This is a genomic window from Mycobacterium sp. Root265, from assembly GCF_001428895.1.
Lineage (GTDB): Bacteria > Actinomycetota > Actinomycetes > Mycobacteriales > Mycobacteriaceae > Mycobacterium.
The window spans coordinates 144938-164088 of sequence record NZ_LMJA01000004.1; the positions used below are offsets into that span (position 1 = coordinate 144938).

Consider the following 19151-nt stretch of genomic DNA (forward strand, 5'->3'; position numbering starts at 1 on the left):
AGATGTCGGCTGCGCGGCTCGACGCATCGGCGATGCGACGTTGGGCCCACACCGCCGTCGGGCACCTGATCACCCACACCGACGAGATCAACCGGCTCAACGTCTTCCCCGTCGCGGATTCCGACACCGGCACCAACATGCTGTTCACCATGCGGTCGGCGGTGGCCGGGCTGGAGGGGCGCGAGGATCTCGACCTGATGGCGGTCACCGGCTGCCTGGCCGACGGCGCCTTGCGCGGTGCCCGCGGCAACTCCGGGGTGATTCTGTCCCAGATTCTGCGCGGCCTCTCCGATGTCACCGCCGAACGGCACCTCTCCGAGATCGGCGGTGAGGCCTTCGCCGCCGCCCTGCGCCGCGCCGAGGGACTGGTGGTGGCCTCGATGGGTGAGGCGGTCCCCGGCACCATCGTCTCGGTACTCGGCTCGGCAGCCGACACCGCCGAAGAACGCGCCGCCGCGGGTGCCGATGTCAGCACCGTCGTCGAAACGGCCGCCACCGCGGCGGTCGCCGCCTTGGAGCGCACCACCGACCAACTCGACGTGCTGGCCGAGGCCGGGGTGGTCGACGCCGGCGGGCGAGGTCTGCTGGTGCTCCTCGACGCGCTGACCGCGACCCTCGTCGGAAACGCACCCCGGCGGCACGCTTACGAACCGGCCGCCGGCGCCCCCGAACCGGCCGTCGGCTCGGCCGCGCCCCCGCAGTTCGAGGTCATGTACCTGCTCGACGGCTGCCGGGCCGAGTCCGTGGAGGGGTTGCGCGCCACGCTGGCCGCGCTCGGCGACTCGGTGGCCATCACCGCCGGCCGCAGCGGAACCCAGTCGGTGCACGTGCACACCGACGATGCCGGCGCCGCGGTGGAGGCCGGGCTCGCGGTAGGTAGTCCCAGCAGTATCCAGATCACCGTGCTCACCGGCGCCCGTCCGGTGCACACCGCCGGGCGCGACCGCGCGGTGCTCGCCGTGGTCGACGGCGACGGCGCGGCGACTCTGTTCGCCGGCGAAGGTGCCCGGGTGCTGCGCCCGCACGATGGCGTGCCGATCAGCGCGCAGCAGCTGCTGCGCGCGCTGGTCGACGCCGATGCCGCGCAGATCATGTTGCTGCCCAACGGTTTCATCGCCGCCGAGGAACTGGTGGCCGGCTGCACGGCCGCGACCGGGTGGGGTATCGATGTGGTGCCGGTGCCGACCGCCTCGATGGTGCAGGGGCTGGCGGCCCTGGCCGTACACGACGGGGCCCGCCAGGGTGTGGACGACGGATACACCATGGCGCGCGCCGCCGCCGGCGCGCGGCACGGTTCGGTGCGGGTGGCCACCGATGACGCGCTGACCTGGGCGGGGCACTGCAAACCCGGTGACGGACTGGGCATCTCAGGTGATGAAGTGCTGATCGTCGGGCGCGATGTGGCCTCGGCCGGGGCCGGTCTGATCGATCTGTTGCTCGCCGCCGGTGGCGAGCTGATCACCGTGCTGATCGGCAGCGGTGTCGACGAGGGAGTGGGGGAGCGGTTGCGCGATCACGTGCGCCAGCAGCATCTGGGTGCCGAACTGGTCAGTTACCGCACCGATCACGACGGTGACGCGCTGCTGATCGGGGTGGAGTGACCCGTGGTTGCGCTCAACGACCTGCTCTCACCCATCATCGGCGCCAAGGCCGCCGACAAGCTGGAGGAAGCCTTCGGCATCCGTACGGTCAACGACCTGCTGCGCCATTACCCGCGCAAGTACAGCGACGGGATGACCGTCCGCGAAGAGGGCGAGGAGATCGAACTCGAGGAGGGCACCCATGTGACCTTCGTCGACGTCATCACCGCCACCGATGTCCGGCAGATGAAACCCCAGCCGGGCAAGCGACCACGCAAGATGCTCAAGGTCACCCTCGGTGAGCGCAACCCCGCGATCACCGCCACCTTCTTCAACGCCGATTACCTCGTCAACAGCCTCACCCGGGGCACCAGGGTGATGCTCTCCGGTGAGATCGGCTACTTCCGGCAGACGATGCAGCTGTCGCATCCGGCGTTCCTGATCATCGGCGCCCCGGGCGAACGGACCATCGGGACAAGGTCGTTCGCGAAGATCGCCGACGCGTCGGGGGAGTCCGGCTCGGACGTCCTGGCCGCCTTCGAAAGAGAGTTCTTCCCGATCTATCCGGCGACCAAGAAGCTGCAGAGCTGGGACATCTACGCCTGCATCTGTCAGGTGCTGGCGGTGCTCGACCCGATCCCCGAGCTGCTGCCGGATGCCTTTCTGCGGCAATGGAATCTGATCTCGGAAGACACCGCCCTGCGCCGCGTGCACGTCTCGGAGAACGCCGTCGAGCGGGAGGCCGCGCAGGAACGACTGACCTACGACGAGGCGATCGGCCTGCAGTGGGCGCTGGTGTCGCGGCGCTACGGCGCGCTCGGTGAGACCGGGCCGGCGGCCCCGCTGCGCAGCGACGGTCTGGCGGCCGCCCTGATGAAGCAGTTGCCGTTCGAGTTGACCGGCGGTCAGCGTGAGGTGCTCGACGTCATCTCCGGTGAGCTCGCCAAGACCCGGCCGATGAACCGGATGCTGCAGGGTGAGGTGGGCTCCGGCAAGACCATCGTGTCGGTACTGGCGATGCTGCAGATGGTCGACGCCGGCATGCAGTGCGCGCTGCTGGCGCCCACCGAGGTACTCGCCGCGCAGCACTACCGTTCCATCCGCCAGGTACTGGGGCCGCTGGCGATGGCCGGTGAACTCGGGGCCGCCGACGGGGCCACCGCCATCACCCTGCTCACCGGTTCGATGTCACCACAGCAGAAGCGCCAGGCCCGTGATGAGATCTATTCCGGCACAGCAGGAATCGTGGTGGGAACGCACGCCATCATCCAGGAGTCGGTGGAGTTCGGCCGGCTCGGCATGGTGGTGGTGGACGAACAGCACCGGTTCGGCGTCGAGCAACGGGACCGGTTGCGCGCCAAGGCCACCGGGGGGATCACCCCGCACCTGCTGGTGATGACGGCGACGCCTATCCCGCGCACCATCGCCCTGACCGTGTTCGGCGACCTGGAGACCTCCACGCTGCGAGAGCTGCCCCGTGGACGCCAGCCCATCACCAGCAATGTGGTGTTCACCAAGGACAAGCCGTCCTGGCTGGACCGGGCGTGGGCGCGCATCATCGAGGAGGTGGCCGCCGGGCGGCAGGCCTACGTGGTGGCCTCGCGTATCGATGAGGAGCCCGACAAGAAGAACGCCTACGAGCACGGCCCGCCGCCGGTCACCGTGCTGCAGGTGCTGGAACGGCTGAGCACCGGGCCGTTGGCCGGGTTACGGCTCGGGCTGATGCACGGGCGGCTGGCGCCCGAGGAGAAGGACGCGGTGATGTCGGCATTCCGGGCCGGCGAGATCGACGTGCTGATCTGTACCACCGTCATCGAGGTCGGCGTCGACGTGCCCAACGCCACCATGATGGTGGTGATGGATGCCGACCGGTTCGGCATCAGCCAGTTGCACCAGCTGCGGGGGCGTATCGGCCGCGGGCAGCATCCGAGCCTGTGCCTGTTGGTGACACGGATGCCGGAGAGTTCCAAGGCCGGTGAACGGTTGCGCGCGGTGGCGGGCACCCTGGACGGTTTCGCGTTGGCCGACCTCGACCTCCAGGAGCGTCAGGAGGGAGATGTGCTGGGCTACAACCAGTCCGGACGTCTCACCACGCTGCGCTTCCTGTCATTGGCAGATCATCTGGGCATCATTCAGGACGCCCGCAGTTTCTGCGAGTCCGCGTATCTGGACAATCAGTACCAACCCGGGCTGGACGTGCTGGCCGCGCCGTTCGCCGACTCGGATCGGGTTCAGTACCTGGACAAGTCGTGAAGCGGATCGGTCTGCTCGGGGCCGGCGTCGCGCTGGCGGTGCTGGTCGCCGTGCAGGTCAGCACCGAACCCGGTGCGGGTTCGGCGCGATATGTGGCCGAGGCCGATATCCCGACCGTCGCGCCCGGCGTCGACGTGCTGGCCGGGGTGATCGAGATCCCGGTCCGGATGCCCGGTTACGACTACCGCCGTGACGCGTTCGGGGAGTCCTGGGACGATGACAACGATGCCCCCGGCGGGCGCAACGGCTGCGACACCAGAAACGACATCCTGGACCGCGATCTCGTCGAGAAGTCGTACGTATCGATCAAGCGGTGCCCGACCGCGGTTGCCACCGGCACGCTGATCGATCCGTACACCAACACCACCATCGCCTTCGTGCGCGGCAACCAGATCGGGGCGTCGGTGCAGATCGACCACATCGTTCCGCTCTCGCTGGCCTGGGATCTCGGCGCCCGCACCTGGACCGGCGAAATGCGGCTGCGGTTCGCCAATGACCCGGCCAATCTGCTCGCCGTCGACGGGCCGACGAATCAGAACAAGGGTGACAACGAGCCGGCGGTGTGGATGCCGCCCAACCGGGCGTTCTGGTGCCAGTACGCGGTGCAGTTCGCCGCGGTGCTGCGCGGGTACGGGCTGCCGGTGGATGCGCCCTCGGCACGGGTGCTGCGGGAGGCGGCCGGGACGTGCCCGACGGGCTGAGGCGCGATCTACGTAGCAGAGGCGTAGATTGGCCGTTCGGGAACGGAGGTGCGCATGCAGCAGCGCGGGTTCGGTGACCTCGAGGCGACCGTGATGGACCGGGTGTGGGGCCGCGAGGACGGCGTCACCGTGCGTGAGGTCTTCGAGGAACTCACCGACGCACGCCAGATCGCCTACACCACGGTGCTGTCCACCCTGGACAATCTGCATCGCAAGGGCTGGGTGCGGCGTGTACGCGAAGGCAAGGCCTACCGGTACTGGGCGACGATGACCCGTGAGGAGCGCTCGGCCAACCTGATGCGCGCCGCGTTCGAGTCCGGCGGCAAGCCCGAGGCGGTGCTGGCGTTCTTCGTCGAACAGATGTCGGCCGACGAATCCGCGCAACTGAAGGCGGCGCTGCGGTCGTCCGGTACCCAGAAGCGCCGCCGATGACCGCCGCGGTCTACCTGCTGGCCTACGGGGCGCTGGTGACCTGGCTGGCGCCGCCACTGTTGGCCAGGCTCACCCGCCGCGGGCTGAACCCGCAACTGGGAGTGGCGGCCTGGCTGACGGCCATCGTCGGTGTACTGGCGGCATGGGCGGTGGCGATATCGCTCATCGTGGTCAACGGGTTACGCGGACTACCGGATTCACCGGTGCTGGTCGTCTGCCTGGAACTGCTCGGGATCCCCGAACAGGTCGCCACCCCGGGGTTGCCGGGCCTGTTGCTGGTGATCGCCGCCGGTGTGGTCCTGACCGCAGCGGTGAGCATGAAGGTGGGACGCGCGGTGCGGGGGTCCCGCGATCGCAGCCATGATCACGCGCACGCCGCCCGGCTGGTAGGTCTGCCCACCGATCGTCCGGATGTCTTTCTGCTCAATGCCGAACGGCCCGCCGCATATTGCGTGGTCGGGCGCCCGAACGCGATCGTGGTGACCACCGCAGCCGTGCAGCGCCTTACCCCATCGCAGCTGAATGCGGTGCTGGCCCACGAAGACGCGCACATCGCAGGCCGTCACCACCAGGTACTGATGTTCTTGCGGGCCTTGGCCGCAACACTGCCGCGTCTGCCGCTCTTCCCGCGCGGTGCCGCGGCGGTGGGTGACCTGCTGGAAATGTGCGCCGATGACGCCGCCGCTCGACGGCACGGCAGCCGGGCGCTGGTCGCGGGAATGCTCGAACTGGCCGGACCGGTGCAGCCGGCAGGTCTGGCGGTCGGCGCAAGCGCGATCGCCGTGCGTGCCAATCGGCTACTCGTGCCGGCGGGCCGGGGGAGTCTGCAGCGTCACCGGTTGCTGGCGTGGGCGACCATCGCCGTGACGGCCGGCGCACCCGTCGTCATCAACCTGATCTGTCATCACTGATAACCAGGTGAGACGGCTGGTCAGGCGGCGGCGTTGCCCGCTTTCCACTGCTCCCACGGGATGTTCCAGTCACCGAGACCGTCGGTACCCGGCAGCGTCGGCCCGACGGTGTTCACCACCTCGACGATATCCCCGCGTTTGGTGTTGTCGTAGAACCACTTCGCGTTCTCGGTGCTGGCGTTGAGGCAGCCGTGGCTGACGTTGGCCCGGCCCTGACTGCCCACCGACCAGGGAGCGGCGTGCACGAAGATCCCGCTGTAGGACATCCGGGTGGCCCACTTGACCTCGGTGCGATACCCGTCGGGTGAGTTCACCGCCACGCCGTAGGTCGACGAATCCATCACCATGTCCGCCAGGCGTTCGGCCACGATGTAGGTGCCGTGGTCGGTGGGTGTCTTGTCCTTGCCCATCGAGATCGGCATCGTCTTGGCCACTTCGCCGTTGACGCGCACGGTCAGCGTCTTGGTGGCGTCATCGGCGGTGGCGATGACCTCGTCGCCGATGGTGAATCGGGTGGTGGCATCGTCCTGGCCGAACAGGCCATCGCCGAGATCCACGCCGTAGGTCTTCACCTGCACCTCGACGATGGTGCCGGGTTTCCAGTATTGCGCGGGCCGCCAGCGGACCTCGCGGCCGCTGAGCCAGTAGAACGCCCCCTCGACCTCCGGGGTGGTGGTCACGGTGATGGCGCGTTGCGCGGCCACCCGATTGGGGATGACCTCATCGAAGGTCACCGAAATGGGCTGGCCCACACCGACCACCGCGCCGTCATCGGGCATGACGTAGGGCATCGCCAGATTCTGCGGGGAGTGTGTCTCGAAGGTCGCGCTGGTGTGGGTCACCCCGCCCAATCCGAAGGCGTCGGCGTCGAGCGTGTATTCCTTGTTGTAGCCCAGTGGTTCGGCGGAACGCCAGGAGACGCCGTCGGCGCTCAGTTCGCCGTCGACGACCCGGCCCTGGGCATTCACCAGTGTCACCTCGCCGAGCACACCGGCCTCGACGCTGACGGTCACCGGTTCCTCCACCGACACGCCGATGTCGCCGTCGGTGACCGAGGCCTGCAATGTCGGTACCAACAAGTCCCCGTACGGCGTGCCCTTGTCCGTCACCGTCTGTGCTTGCGGCGGGGCCGGTGCCGAGGTGCAGGCACTCAACCCCAACACGACCGCCACGACGGTCAGCAGAGCCAGAGCCGCGGTTGCCGATGTCGCCCGCCTCATCACAGTGTTCCTGCCGTCCGTCGAAGTGCCCTTGCGCTAACATCCTACGTAGTAACTACGTAGATGCACGTCAACGCGTGTGCGGGGCGACGCGAGCGGTGCATCGGGGAAGAGAAACCGTGTTGAAGACCCGCGCCGGCCGCGCCTGGGTGACCGCATTCGCCGTCCTGGTGATCCTTGCGGTGGGTGTCGTGCTACTGGCCACCCGCGGCGAGGACGATCGCGACGCGCAGGCATCGGACACCGGCGCGGTGCAGGTGGTGCGCGACAGCAGCCACCGCCTGAACGCTCCGCAGGACGCGACCGTGACATTCGTCGAATTCCTGGACTTCGAATGCGAGGGCTGCCGGGCCGCCTATCCGATCGTCGAACAGCTGCGCACCGACTACGGTGACCGCGTCGAGTTCGTGCTGCGGTACTTCCCCTTGTCGGGTCACTTCAACGGCGAACGCGCCGCGCGTGCCGTGGAAGCCGCAGCGCAGCAGGGCCGGCTTGAAGCGATGTACCGAAAGATGTTCGACACCCAGGCCGAATGGGGCGAGCAGCGCACGCCCGCCGATGACGTCTTCCGCGGTTTCGCCGGCGATCTCGGCCTGGACCTGGCGGCCTTCGACGCCGCCTACAACGACCCGGCCACCCTGGAACGCATCCGGGTCGACCAGCGTGACGGCGAAGCGCTCGGTGTGATGGGTACACCCACCTTCTTCGTCAACGGCGAGCAGATTCCCGTACAGAGATCAGAAGACCTGCGCAACGCCATCGACAGCGCGCTGGGGTGACACCCGCACGTGCCCTGGTGGCGGTCTGGATGCTGTGCGCGGGCCTCATCGCCGCTCCGGTGGCCTCGGCGAACTGCGATACCTCGGACCCGCAATGTGTGCTGCAACAGCGCGTCGCGACCGCCGAGAAGTACGTCGCGACCCGACCGGGAACGGTCGGGTTCGTGCTGCGTGACCGGGTCACCGGCGCGCGGTACCGCAACGCCGCGGCGGGGACACCGATCTGGACCGCGTCGACGATCAAACTGGCGATGGTGGCCGACCTGCTCACCCGCGAACAGGCCGGGACGTTGCGTCTCACCGCGGCAGACCGGGATCAGATGGCCGCAATGCTGCGCAGTTCCGACAACGAGGCCGCCGACTCACTGTGGTCGCGCCACGGCGGCACCGACAACGTGTTCAATACGAACTTCGCTCGGTTCGGGATGAAAAGCGTGCGGCCCCAATCCGGTTTCGGTGACGTCTATCCGTACTGGGGCTTTCAGAAGGGCACCGCCGACGATTTCGACGCCTTGATGAACTATGTGCTCACCGGGCTCACGCCGGCCAACGCGGCAGCGGTGGTCGCCGAGATGCAGCGGGTGGACAGCTCGCAGCAGTGGGGTGTCTGGGGTGCCGGTGCGGCGATGACGCCGGGCAACAAGAACGGCTGGTCGCAGGAGCAGGGTGGGTGGGTGGTCAATTCTGTCGGATTCGCCGGCCCGGGCCAGCGCTACACCCTGGCCATCATGAACGGTCTCGGTGGCGACGGCGGATACGACGACGGGGTGCAAACGACGACCGAGCTGTCCCGAATTCTGCTGGGACCGTAGGGTTCAGCCCGCCGGCTGCCAGCCGTTCATCGCGGTGTCCATCTGATCGTCGTCGAGTGCGTTCACCGGCAGCCGGGCCTGTCCGTCGCGGTGCCGCAGACCGTCGAGCAGCAACGCGACGTAGCGGCGCCAGAGGTCGGGCTCGACATGGCCGGCCCACTCACTCACGGTGCCGGCCAGCATGCTGAGGATCGGCATATCGGTGTGGTCGGCATCGGCACGCAGATAACCATCGGCGCGGGCGCGGTCGACGAGTCGCGAGATCGGGGGCACCAGCCGAAGCCGCGCGCATTCGACCGGGTATCCGCCATAGGCGGTGCTGTAGACCATCTCGCGCAGACCGCGATCGGTTGCGGTCAGCTCACAGAGATGTTCGACGAACCACACGAAGCCGTCCCACGAGTTCTGGCGCTGCATGGCCGATTCGGCGAGCGCCACGATCTGCTCGATGGCGTTCTCGAAGATCGCGTCGAGCAGTTCCTGTTTCGTGGCGAAACGCCGATATACGGTTCCGACACCGACATTGGCATGGTGGGCGACGTCGTTGAGGGTGGCTTCCAGGCCTCGCTGCGCGAACAGGTCCCGCGCGGCATCGAGGACGCGTTGCCGATTGCGTTCGGCGTCCTTGCGCAACGCGCGGCGGGGTTCGTCGGTGGTGGTCACGGCGGGAACACCTGTGTGATGCTGCCGGTGGCGGCGTGCGCGATGTGATCCCGCTGGGCGGCCACCGCGCCACCGAGCCAGCGCCGCAGGAATTTTCGTAGCTCGGCCGGTGGCCGGTGGGCGTCGTTGGGCGCGACGAAGAAGGACAGCATGATCCGCAGCGTGAACTCCACCAACTCCTGAAGGCTGGCTTCGTCATAGCCGTGGGCGGCCCAGTCCACGTCGAAACGGTCGACCATGCGCATGCCGATGGCGCGGGCCTCCTCGGAGGTCAGATCCTCGGTGTGGTTGTGCGGGTAGGACTCTGAGAGCAGGATGCCCAGGTGCGGGGTGCGGCTGACCTCGTCGAGGGTGAACAGGGTGCCTTGGGTGAGCGCGTCGGCCGGGTCGTGCAGACCGCGCACGCTGTCGGCGAGACGGTCCAGAAAGGCATCGACCGAACCCATGGCCACCGCGTGCATCAGGGCATCGGAGGTGGGGAAGTAGCGGTAGACGGTCTGGCGGATGATGCCCAGTGAGTTGGCGACCTCGGCGAGGGAGACGGCCGATCCGGTGGCGCTGATCAGATCGACGGCGGCCGTGATGATGCGCTGGGTGGCCTCTTCATCGGTCTGGGGTGGGTTGCCGCCCCACCCGCGCCTGCGTGCCATGACCAACTCCCTCTCGGCGGTACGCGACGGTAGCACGCACATGTCATCATACAGTTAGACGTAGAGTCGTATGATCGTGTGATAGTTTGCGGGCATGACCAACCTCCAAGTGCGCAAGATGCGGTTCGGCTTCGCCGACCACGACGTGCCGTTCCTCTGGAATGAGACCAACCCGGCGTTCTCCGCGATGGCCAATGCGGTGTCATTTCTGGCCATCGCGTTCGAGAAGATGATCGTCACCACGATGGCCGAGGCGAAGCCGCTGCTCACCGACCCGGCCATCGCCGAGGAGGCCGACGCCTTCACACGCCAGGAGGGCCAGCACTCGATGGCCCACCGCCAGCACGCCCGCGGTCTGATCAAGGCCTACCCGGCACTCAAGGAAACCCTCGATGAGGTGATCGCGGCCTTCGACGACCTCGTGGACACCAAGCCGCTGAAGTACCGGCTCGCGTACACCGCCGATCTCGAAGCCACGTTCACGCCCGTCTTCAAACTGATGCTCGATCACGACGACACGCTGTTCGCTCCCGGCGATGACCGGGTGGCCTCACTGTTCCTCTGGCACTTCGTCGAAGAGGTCGAGCACCGTAGTTCCGCGCTGATCATCTACGACGGACTCGTCGACGACCCCTGGTACCGGATGCGGGTGGCGCCCTCGATCTTCAAGCACGTCCTCGACGTGGTCCGGTTGGCCTGCGACGGGTTCAACAAACACATTCCGCTGGAGGTGCGCAAGGTCGACGCGGTCTCCACCTTCGCCTTGGAGCGGCGCAAGAACCAGTTCCTCACCCGCATCGGGCGCCGCCCCAACTACGGGCCGCTGGCGAACGCGTTCGCCCACCTGCCCAAGCGCGAGATGGCCACCGCGATGGCCGGCATCGTGCGCAGCCAGATCCCCGGCCACAATCCGGAACACGAAAAGCTGCCCGCGCTGGCCGCGCAATGGTTCGATCGGTTCGACGCCGGATACGACGTCACCAAGTGGTACACGGCCGACAACAAGGAGGCAGCCGATGTCTGACCTGTGCGCACCGACGTTCGAGCAACTGGCCGAACGCCTGGGATTCTCCTGCGCGGAGGCCGGCGGCCTGGTGGAACTTCGCAGCCCGTTCGGTCTTGAGAACTGGACACTGCCGGTGCTGGAACTCACGGTGATCGCCGGCGCGATCCTGGCCCTGGTGTACGCGGTCACCCGACTCCGCCGGCACGGAGACGCGACCAATATCGCGCTGTGGTTCGGCGCCATCGCCTATCTGCTGATCATCGAACCGCCGCTGTACTTCCCGGCGCAGTTCGGAATCTCCGAGTACGTCGACACGATGTTCGCGCACAACGTGTTCACCGTGGACTTCCTGTGGGGCCGGCTGCCGCTCTACATCGTCGCGATCTACCCGATGATGGCCACCATCGCCTTCGAGATCGTGAGAACCCTTGGGGTCTTTCGTCGTTACGGCACCCTGGTCGGCGCGGTGTGCGTCGGCTTCGTGCACCACGCCTTCTACGAGATATTCGATCACCTGGGCCCGCAACTGCGTTGGTGGGAGTGGACGCTGGATCACCCGATGAACCAGCCGTTCCTGGACTCGGTGCCGTTGCCCAGCGTCGTGGTGTTCGCCGCGCTCTGGCCGATGTCGCTGGCCTTCTGCGTGCAGTTCTTCGTCGGGCGCCACGCCGACCGGGGCCGGCGGTTCACCGGTCTACAGATCGTGTGGCGCACCGTCGTCATCGGCCTGTTGGCCTCGATCGGCACCGTGCTGCTGCCCGCACCCGCGACGGTCATCGGATCGTTCACCAACGTCACGGTGATGGGTGTGGTGTACGCGCTGGAACTCGTGGTGATCGCCGTCGTCGCGATCCCGGTGATGGTCAAACAGTGGCAGCGGCTGCGCAACACGCCGGCCGGTGCCACCGAGGCGCGGTATGCGAACCCGTTGATGGTGCGCTTCGGCGTCGGCTACCTGGCGGTCATGGCCGTGCTGTGGGTGACCGCGCTGCCCGCGTATTTCGGGTCCGTCGACGGCGTCACCGACAACGGGGACCCAGTGGGCAGTCTCTGGTACACCGCACTGTGTTTCGTCATCGCCGGCCTGAGTACCTTTGCCGCGCTGACGGTCTCGGCGGCCCAGACCCAGAAGGTGCCCGCGCCGGTGTCGTGAGCTCGCGCCGAGAAGTGGGCTACTCGCCGGTGTAGGTGGTGGGATCCGGGCGGAACCGGGTGCCGTCGTCCAGGCCGGTCAGCGCCGCCAGGTGCTCCTCGGCCAGCTCGAAGTCGAACACGTCGAAGTTCTGCGCGATGCGTTCCGCCGAGGTCGAACGGAAAACGACCGCATTGCTCAATTGCAGATTCCAGCGGATCAGCACCTGGGCGGGCGTCTTGCCGTACTCACCGGCGACCGAGGTGACCGTCGGGTTCTCCAGCAGCTTGCCCACGCCCAGCGGGCTGTAGGCCTGCGTGACGATGCCGTGCTCGGCATGCGCCGCGCGCAGCTCGGTCTGGACCAGTTGCGGGTGCAGTTCCACCTGGTTGACGGTCGGCACCACATAGGTCAGATCGATGATCGTCGACAGATGCTCCGGGGTGAAGTTGGCGACACCGATCGACTTGGCGAGCCCGTCGCTCTGGACGCGCATGAGTCCACCCCAGGTGTCCACGTACTTTCCGCCCTCACCGCCGGGCCAGTGGATGAGGTAGAGGTCGACGTACTCCTGACCCAGGCGCTCCACGCTGGCCCTCGCGGCATCCTGGGAGGCCTGGAATCCCAGGTCCGCGATGTCCAGTTTGGTGGTGAGGAAGATCTCGGCGCGCGGCACGCCGGAGGCCGCGATGGCCCGGCCGACACCCTCTTCGTTGCCGTAGGCGGCTGCGGTATCGATAAGGCGGACACCGATTTCCAGTGCGGCCGCGACCGCCTGCTCGGCCTCGGTGTCGGAGAGACCACCCACTCCGATGCCGAGGGCCGGGATGGTGTTCTCATCGCTCAAACCGATGTTTGGCGCCGCAGCTGCCGATGTCATGTCTACCTAGCCTGTCCAGTTGAAAGTCCGCGGATCCGGTCCCAGTCGGGTGCCGTCGTCGAGTGTCGCGATGGACTCGATGTCCTGCGCGGTCAGCTCGAAATCGAACACGTCGAAGTTACTCGCTATCCGGTCGGGGTTCACCGACTTCGGGATGACGATATTACCCAGCTGCAGATGCCATCTGATCAGCACCTGGGCTGGGGTTTTCCCGTGCGCTTCGGCCACACCGACCACGGTGGGGTCACTCAGCAACGCACCCTGCCCGAGCGGGCTCCACGCCTCGGTGGCGATACCGAGCTCGGCGTGCACTTCCCGCAACTCCTGCTGGGGGAATCTGGGGTGCAGTTCCACCTGGTTCACCGCGGGCACGATGCCGGTACCGTCCACCAGGGTCCGCAGATGCTCGGGCGCGAAATTGCTCACGCCGATGGAGCGGACCCGGCCCTCGTCACGCAGTGCGGCCAACGCCTTGAACGTGTCGACGAACTGATTGACCTCGGGCATCGGCCAATGAATCAGATACAGATCCACGTAGTCGACGTCGAGGCGCTTGGCGCTCGCGTCGAAGGCCTTGAGCGCCTTGTCATATCCGTGCTCGGCGTTCCACAGTTTGGTGACGAGGAACACATCCTCGCGCGCCACGCCCTTGTCGGCGGCGGCCTTCAGGGCCTGGCCCACCTCGGGTTCGTTCTTGTAGGCCGCCGCGGTGTCGACGTGCCGGTAACCCGTCGTCAGGGCGGCCTCGACCGCCTGCCGGGTCTCCTCGGCCGGGGTCTGCCAAACTCCCAACCCGACCGTGGGGATGGAATTACCGTCGTTCAGCAACAGCGTGGGATGCGAAAGGCCAGTCATGTCACAGAGTCTGCCAGCACGGCAGAACCCGAGCCCGTTCCGGTTGAAGTTCGCCGAGGTCGCCAGCCGGCTGTCGTTGCCGGTCATGGCGCGAACTCCGGACCCCGTCAAACGGGTCCTGCTGGGCCGACGTTCGATCACCATCGAGGGCAACACGTTGGACACCACCCTGCAGTTGATGCTCAACGCGCAGCAGCTCTCCGGGGTCGGCGGCCTCGTTGCCAGCGACGATGTCGTCGTCGCCAGAAATCAGCTCGACAGCGTCGCCTCCGCGCTGAGCACCCCGGTTGTCGTCCCGGCGCGGGATTTCACCATCCCGGGCCCGGCCGGTGAGCTGACCGTTCGGCACTACGCCGCCGAGCCCGGAGCGCCGCTGCTGGTTTTCCTTCACGGTGGCGGATTTGTGGTCGGCAGCCTGGGCACCCACGACGGTTTGTGCCGGCGCCTCTGCCATGACGCCGGGGTGCACGTCCTGTCGGTCGATTACCGGTTGGCCCCCGAGCACAAGGCGCCCGCCGCCGGTGAGGACTGCATCGCGGCCTACCGCTGGGCGGTGGAGCACGCCGACGAGCTCGGCGCCGATGTTCGACGGGTGGCGGTCGGCGGGGACAGCGCGGGCGGGAACCTGGCCGCGGTGGTCACCCAGGCCGCCCGTGACACCGGGGTGGCGCTGCCGGTTCTGCAGATGCTCATCTACCCGATGGTCGACCCGGGAGGCGAGACCGTGTCCCGGACGCTGTTCGCCGACGGCTATTTCCTGACCAAGGCAGATATCGACTGGTTCAACACGCACTACATCGACGGCTCCGGTCTCTCGCCGACCGATATCCGGGTGGCCCCGTTGCGGGCCACCGATCTGTCAGGGCTGTCGCCGGCGTTGGTGCTGACCGCGGGGTTCGATCCGTTGCGCGACGAGGGTGCCGCCTACGCCGCGGCGCTCGCGGCTGCGGGTGTACCGGTGGACCTGCGTGAGTACGGATCGCTGACGCACGGCTTCGCCAACTTCTTCCCCCTCGGCGGCGGCAGTGAGGTGGCGCTCACCGACCTGACCTCGGCACTGCGGGCACATCTGAGCCGGTAGGCTGCATCCCGTGGCGAACAAACCGAAGAAGCAGGCCAGCTACGACTTGAAGGCCGCCGACCGCAAGCGCAACCTTTTCGTCCAGATCGGGCTCACCTCGGTCGTGGTGCTCTTCGCAGTCGCGTTGGTGCTCTGGATCGTGCTGTCGGGCGAGACCAAGCCCGAATCCGGCGAGGCCCGCTCGGTCCGCATCGAGTCGAGCAATGTGGTCAAGAAGGACGACGGGATCGAGCCCAAGCTCGTGCTGTCGGTCTACGAGGATCCGCTGTGCCCGCACTGCGGCGCCTTCGAGAAGGCCTTCGGGCCCACCATCAACAAGCTCATCGACGGCGGCGCGATCGCGGTCGACTACTACATGGTCGGCATCCTGAACAGCGCCGGCAACCAGAACTACTCGTCGCGGGCCAGCGGCGCCGCCTACTGCGTCGCCGATGAGTCGACCGAGGCGTTCCGCCGATTCCACGGCGCCCTCTACGCCCAGCAGCCCAGCGAGACCGGCGGCGCCTACCCGACCGACGCGCAACTCATCGAGACCGCGCGCCAGGCCGGCGCCGCGGGCAAGGTGCCCGAGTGCATCGACAAGGGCCGCTACGTCGACATGGCTTCCGGCATGGCCGCCGCCACGGAGATCAATGCCACCCCGACCGTCCGCGTGAACGGCGAGGACTACCAATACAGCACCCCCGAGGCCCTGGTCGCGAAGGTCAAGGAGATCGTCGGCAACGTGCCGGGGATGCCGTGACGGTAGAAGCGCCTCTCGAGTCGGCCGAGGTTCCGGCCGAGCAGAGCGGGGTGCGCAGGTCCAGCGCGATCGGTGTGCTCATCGCCGGCGTGCTGGGGCTCGCCGCGGCCGCGACGCTGACCGTCGAGAAGATCGAGATCCTGATCGATCCCAGCTACATCCCGTCGTGCAGCCTGAACCCGGTGTTGTCCTGCGGGTCGGTGATGACGACACCGCAGGCCTCGGTCTTCGGGTTCCCCAATTCGCTGATCGGCATCATCGCCTTCACCGTCGTGCTGGTGACCGGCGTGCTGGCCGTCGCGCGGATCGATCTGCCGCGCTGGTACTGGGCGGGTCTGGCCATCGGCACCGGCCTGGGCGTGGTTTTCGTGCACTGGCTGATCTTCCAGAGCCTTTATCGGATCGGGGCGCTGTGCCCCTACTGCATGGTGGTCTGGGCGGTGACCGTCCCGCTGCTGGTGATCGTCACGTCGATCGCCCTGCGTGCCGACACCGGCACCGGGGTGCTGGGCGCGGTCTACCAATGGCGCTGGTCGCTGGTGGCGCTGTGGTTCACCGCGGTGCTGCTGATGATCCTGGTTCGTTTCTGGAATTACTGGTCGACTCTGGTGTGATTTCTGGCGGCGACGCCGGTGTTACATCCAGGTAACAACAGCGAAGTTAGGGTAGCGCCGTGATTACCAAACTCCTGGTGGCCAACCGCGGTGAGATCGCCATTCGCGCGTTCCGTGCGGCGACCGAGATGAATATCTCGACGGTCGCGGTGTATCCGTTCGAGGACCGCAACTCGTTGCACCGGCTCAAGGCCGACGAGTCCTATCAGATCGGTGATGAGGGTCATCCGGTGCGGGCGTATCTGTCGGTCGACGAGATCATCCGGGTGGCCAAGCATGCCGGCGCGGACGCGGTCTATCCCGGGTATGGCTTTTTGTCGGAGAACCCGGAGTTGGCCTCGGCGTGCGCGGCCGAGGGCATCACGTTTGTGGGTCCGGGCTCGGATGTGTTGGAGCTGACCGGCAACAAGGCACGGGCGATCGCGGCGGCGCGGGAGGCCGGGTTGCCGGTGCTGGCGTCCTCGGAGCCTTCGGCGTCGGTGGATGAGTTGGTGTCGGTGGCGGAGTCGATGGCGTTCCCGCTGTTCGTGAAGGCGGTCTCCGGTGGTGGGGGGCGCGGGATGCGCCGGGTGGCGGAGGCATCGGATCTGGCCGAGGCGATCGAGGCTGCCAGCCGTGAGGCGGAATCGGCGTTCGGTGATCCGATGGTGTATCTGGAGCAGGCGGTCATCAATCCGCGCCATATCGAGGTGCAGATCCTGGCCGACGGTGCGGGCAAGGTGATCCATCTGTTCGAGCGCGACTGCAGTCTGCAGCGCCGCCATCAGAAGGTCATCGAGCTCGCGCCGGCACCGAATCTGGACCCGGCGGTGCGGGAGAGAATCTGCGCCGATGCGGTGGCGCTGGCGCGGCACATCAACTATTTCTGCGCGGGCACCATCGAGTTCCTGCTCGATGAGCGTGGCCATCATGTGTTCATCGAGTGCAACCCGCGCATCCAGGTGGAGCACACGGTGACCGAGGAGATCACCGATGTGGATCTGGTGGCCTCGCAGTTGCGGATCGCGGCGGGGGAGACGCTGGATGATCTGGGGTTGAGCCAGGATTCGATCCAGATCCGTGGCGCGGCGATGCAGTGCCGCATCACCACCGAGGATCCGGCGAATGGTTTCCGCCCCGATACCGGGCGGATCACCGGGTACCGGTCCCCGGGTGGTGCGGGTATCCGCCTGGACGGTGGTACCCACACGGGTGCGGAGATCAGCGCGCACTTCGATTCGATGCTGGTGAAGTTGACGTGCCGTGGTAGGGATTTCGCGATGGCCGCGACGCGTGCGCGGCGTGCGTTGGCGGAGTTCCGGGTTCGTGGTGTGTCCACGAACATCCCGTTCCTGCTCGCGGTGTTCGATGATCCGGATTTCCGGGCGGGCCGGGTGACGACCTCGTTCATCGACGAGCGCCCGCAGTTGCTGACCGCACACATCCCGGCCGACCGGGGCAGTAAAATGCTCAACTATCTGGCGGATGTGACGGTGAACTCGCCTCACCGGGACCGGATCAGGGTGTATCCGCAGGACAAGCTGCCCACGTGTGATCTTTCGGTGGAGCCGCCGGCGGGCTCGAAGAACAAGCTGGTCGAACTCGGCCCCGAGGGTTTTGCCAAGTGGCTCAAGGATTCTCCGGCTCTCGGTGTCACCGACACCACGTTCCGTGATGCGCACCAGTCGCTGTTGGCGACTCGGGTGCGCTCGTCGGGTCTGCTCGCGGTGGCGCCCTATATTGCGCGGTTGACCCCGCAGTTGTTGTCGGTGGAGTGCTGGGGCGGGGCGACTTATGATGTGGCGCTGCGCTTTTTGAAGGAAGACCCATGGGAGCGGTTGGCGGCGCTGCGGGAGGCGATGCCCAACATCTGTCTGCAGATGCTGCTGCGCGGCCGTAACACCGTGGGCTACACCCCGTACCCGGAGCTGGTGACCCAGGCCTTCGTCGATGAGGCCACCGCGACCGGGATCGATATCTTCCGGATCTTCGATGCGCTGAACAACGTGGACTCGATGCGCCCGGCCATCGATGCGGTGCGCGAGACCGGCACTGCGGTCGCCGAGGTCGCGATGTCCTACACCGGGGACCTCTCCAATCCGGCCGAGGACCTGTACACCCTGGATTACTACCTGCGCCTGGCCGATCAGATCGTGGATGCCGGGGCGCATGTGCTGGCCATCAAGGACATGGCCGGGCTGCTGCGCCCGCAAGCGGCCACCAAACTCGTCTCGGCGCTGCGGGAACGGTTCGATCTGCCGATCCACGTGCACACCCATGACACCCCGGGCGGGCAGCTGGCCACCTACCTGGCGGCCTGGACCGCCGGGGCGTCGGCGGTCGACGGGGCGTCGTCGCCGTTGGCGGGCACCACGAGTCAGCCCGCGCTCTCGGCGATCGTGGCCGCGACCGCGCACACCGAGTTCGACACCGGCCTGGACCTGGCCGCGGTGTGTGACCTGGAACCGTATTGGGAGGCGCTGCGCAAGGTCTACGAGCCGTTCGAGGCCGGGCTGCCGGCCCCGACCGGTCGGGTCTACACCCACGAGATCCCGGGCGNGAACCGTATTGGGAGGCGCTGCGCAAGGTCTACGAGCCGTTCGAGGCCGGGCTGCCGGCCCCGACCGGTCGGGTCTACACCCACGAGATCCCGGGCGGACAACTCTCCAACCTGCGGACCCAGGCCGTCGCGCTGGGGCTCGGGGACCGGTTCGAGGATGTCGAGAACGCCTACGCCGGTGCCGATCGGGTGCTGGGTCGCCTGATCAAGGTGACCCCGTCGTCCAAGGTGGTCGGCGATCTCGCGCTGGCCCTGGTGGGGGCGGGCGCGGATGCCGCGGAGTTCGCCGCCGATCCCGACN

General features: G+C 67.3%; 18 protein-coding genes and 1 pseudogene. 14 read left to right on the forward strand and 5 right to left on the reverse strand.

The genetic code is table 11. The annotated features are described in order from the left end of the window. Positions 1–2: 2 nt before the first annotated feature. From ASE48_RS07025 to ASE48_RS07045, 5 genes are read left to right on the forward strand one after another with little or no spacing between them, the layout of a single operon-like run. On the forward strand, positions 3–1601 hold the full coding sequence (locus ASE48_RS07025) for a DAK2 domain-containing protein (RefSeq protein WP_057166330.1): 1599 nt from the start codon (positions 3–5) through the stop codon (positions 1599–1601). Positions 1602–1604: 3 nt separating this feature from the next. Further along, the gene (gene recG / locus ASE48_RS07030) at positions 1605–3833 is read left to right on the forward strand and encodes an ATP-dependent DNA helicase RecG (protein ID WP_057166331.1); all 2229 of its coding nucleotides are present in this window, start codon (positions 1605–1607) and stop codon (positions 3831–3833) included. Beyond that, positions 3830–4534, forward strand: a complete 705-nt coding sequence (locus ASE48_RS07035; protein WP_057166332.1) for an HNH endonuclease family protein — start codon at positions 3830–3832, stop codon at positions 4532–4534. The genes recG and ASE48_RS07035 overlap by 4 nt, the downstream gene beginning before the upstream one ends. Positions 4535–4588: 54 nt before the next feature. After that, a complete protein-coding gene (locus tag ASE48_RS07040; protein ID WP_057166333.1) occupies positions 4589–4966 on the forward strand; it encodes a BlaI/MecI/CopY family transcriptional regulator in 378 nt (125 codons plus the stop codon). Further along, complete coding sequence (locus ASE48_RS07045; protein ID WP_057166334.1) at positions 4963–5877, forward strand: M56 family metallopeptidase; 915 nt, start codon at positions 4963–4965, stop codon at positions 5875–5877. Before ASE48_RS07040 ends, ASE48_RS07045 begins: the two co-directional genes overlap by 4 nt. Before the next feature lie 20 nt (positions 5878–5897). On the opposite strand, the gene ASE48_RS07050 is transcribed toward ASE48_RS07045, so the two are convergent. Continuing rightward, positions 5898–7097, reverse strand: a complete 1200-nt coding sequence (locus ASE48_RS07050; protein ID WP_057166335.1) for a L,D-transpeptidase — start codon at positions 7095–7097, stop codon at positions 5898–5900. A 119-nt stretch (positions 7098–7216) separates the two neighbouring features. Here ASE48_RS07050 and ASE48_RS07055 point away from each other — a divergent pair, with 119 nt between their 5' ends. Together ASE48_RS07055 and ASE48_RS07060 are read left to right on the forward strand one after the other, a co-directional pair. Further along, the gene (locus ASE48_RS07055) at positions 7217–7876 is read left to right on the forward strand and encodes a DsbA family protein (RefSeq protein ID WP_442928707.1); all 660 of its coding nucleotides are present in this window, start codon (positions 7217–7219) and stop codon (positions 7874–7876) included. Between the two features lie 29 nt (positions 7877–7905). Continuing rightward, positions 7906–8688: a serine hydrolase gene (locus ASE48_RS07060; protein WP_082614044.1), complete on the forward strand. Its 783-nt coding sequence runs from the start codon at positions 7906–7908 to the stop codon at positions 8686–8688. Positions 8689–8691: 3 nt separating this feature from the next. Here ASE48_RS07060 and ASE48_RS07065 read toward each other — a convergent pair whose 3' ends face one another. Continuing rightward, entirely contained in the window at positions 8692–9351 is a 660-nt protein-coding gene (locus ASE48_RS07065) for a TetR/AcrR family transcriptional regulator (protein WP_057166336.1), read from the reverse strand. Next, positions 9348–10001 carry a TetR/AcrR family transcriptional regulator gene (locus tag ASE48_RS07070; RefSeq protein WP_057166337.1) on the reverse strand — a complete coding sequence of 218 codons (654 nt, stop codon included), beginning with the start codon at positions 9999–10001 and terminating at the stop codon, positions 9348–9350. The genes ASE48_RS07065 and ASE48_RS07070 overlap by 4 nt, the downstream gene beginning before the upstream one ends. Before the next feature lie 94 nt (positions 10002–10095). Here ASE48_RS07070 and ASE48_RS07075 point away from each other — a divergent pair, with 94 nt between their 5' ends. Beyond that, positions 10096–11025, forward strand: a complete 930-nt coding sequence (locus ASE48_RS07075; RefSeq protein ID WP_057166338.1) for a metal-dependent hydrolase — start codon at positions 10096–10098, stop codon at positions 11023–11025. Next, a complete protein-coding gene (locus tag ASE48_RS07080; RefSeq protein WP_057166339.1) occupies positions 11018–12160 on the forward strand; it encodes a hypothetical protein in 1143 nt (380 codons plus the stop codon). The genes ASE48_RS07075 and ASE48_RS07080 overlap by 8 nt, the downstream gene beginning before the upstream one ends. Before the next feature lie 19 nt (positions 12161–12179). Here the strand turns inward: ASE48_RS07080 and ASE48_RS07085 are convergent, their stop codons facing one another. Both ASE48_RS07085 and ASE48_RS07090 read right to left on the reverse strand, forming a co-directional pair. Beyond that, positions 12180–13019, reverse strand: coding sequence for an aldo/keto reductase (locus ASE48_RS07085; protein ID WP_057166340.1), 840 nt, complete (start codon positions 13017–13019; stop codon positions 12180–12182). Positions 13020–13025: 6 nt separating this feature from the next. Then, on the reverse strand, positions 13026–13874 hold the full coding sequence (locus tag ASE48_RS07090) for an aldo/keto reductase (protein WP_057166341.1): 849 nt from the start codon (positions 13872–13874) through the stop codon (positions 13026–13028). On the opposite strand from ASE48_RS07090, the gene ASE48_RS07095 reads away from it, so the two are divergent. The 5 genes and pseudogenes from ASE48_RS07095 to ASE48_RS33365 form a co-directional block, all read left to right on the forward strand. Further along, positions 13873–14955, forward strand: a complete 1083-nt coding sequence (locus ASE48_RS07095) for an alpha/beta hydrolase (RefSeq protein ID WP_057166342.1) — start codon at positions 13873–13875, stop codon at positions 14953–14955. The genes ASE48_RS07090 and ASE48_RS07095 overlap by 2 nt on opposite strands. A 10-nt stretch (positions 14956–14965) precedes the next feature. Beyond that, on the forward strand, positions 14966–15697 hold the full coding sequence (locus ASE48_RS07100) for a DsbA family protein (protein WP_057166343.1): 732 nt from the start codon (positions 14966–14968) through the stop codon (positions 15695–15697). Continuing rightward, complete coding sequence (locus ASE48_RS07105; protein WP_057166344.1) at positions 15694–16311, forward strand: vitamin K epoxide reductase family protein; 618 nt, start codon at positions 15694–15696, stop codon at positions 16309–16311. Before ASE48_RS07100 ends, ASE48_RS07105 begins: the two co-directional genes overlap by 4 nt. Before the next feature lie 59 nt (positions 16312–16370). Beyond that, positions 16371–18849 (forward strand): pyruvate carboxylase (locus tag ASE48_RS07110; RefSeq protein ID WP_235570860.1); only part of this gene is annotated, 2479 nt, incomplete at its 3' end. Between the two features lies 1 nt (position 18850). Further along, positions 18851–19150 (forward strand): annotated as a pseudogene (locus ASE48_RS33365) (hypothetical protein); the annotation flags it as partial. Between the last annotated feature and the right edge of the window lies 1 nt (position 19151).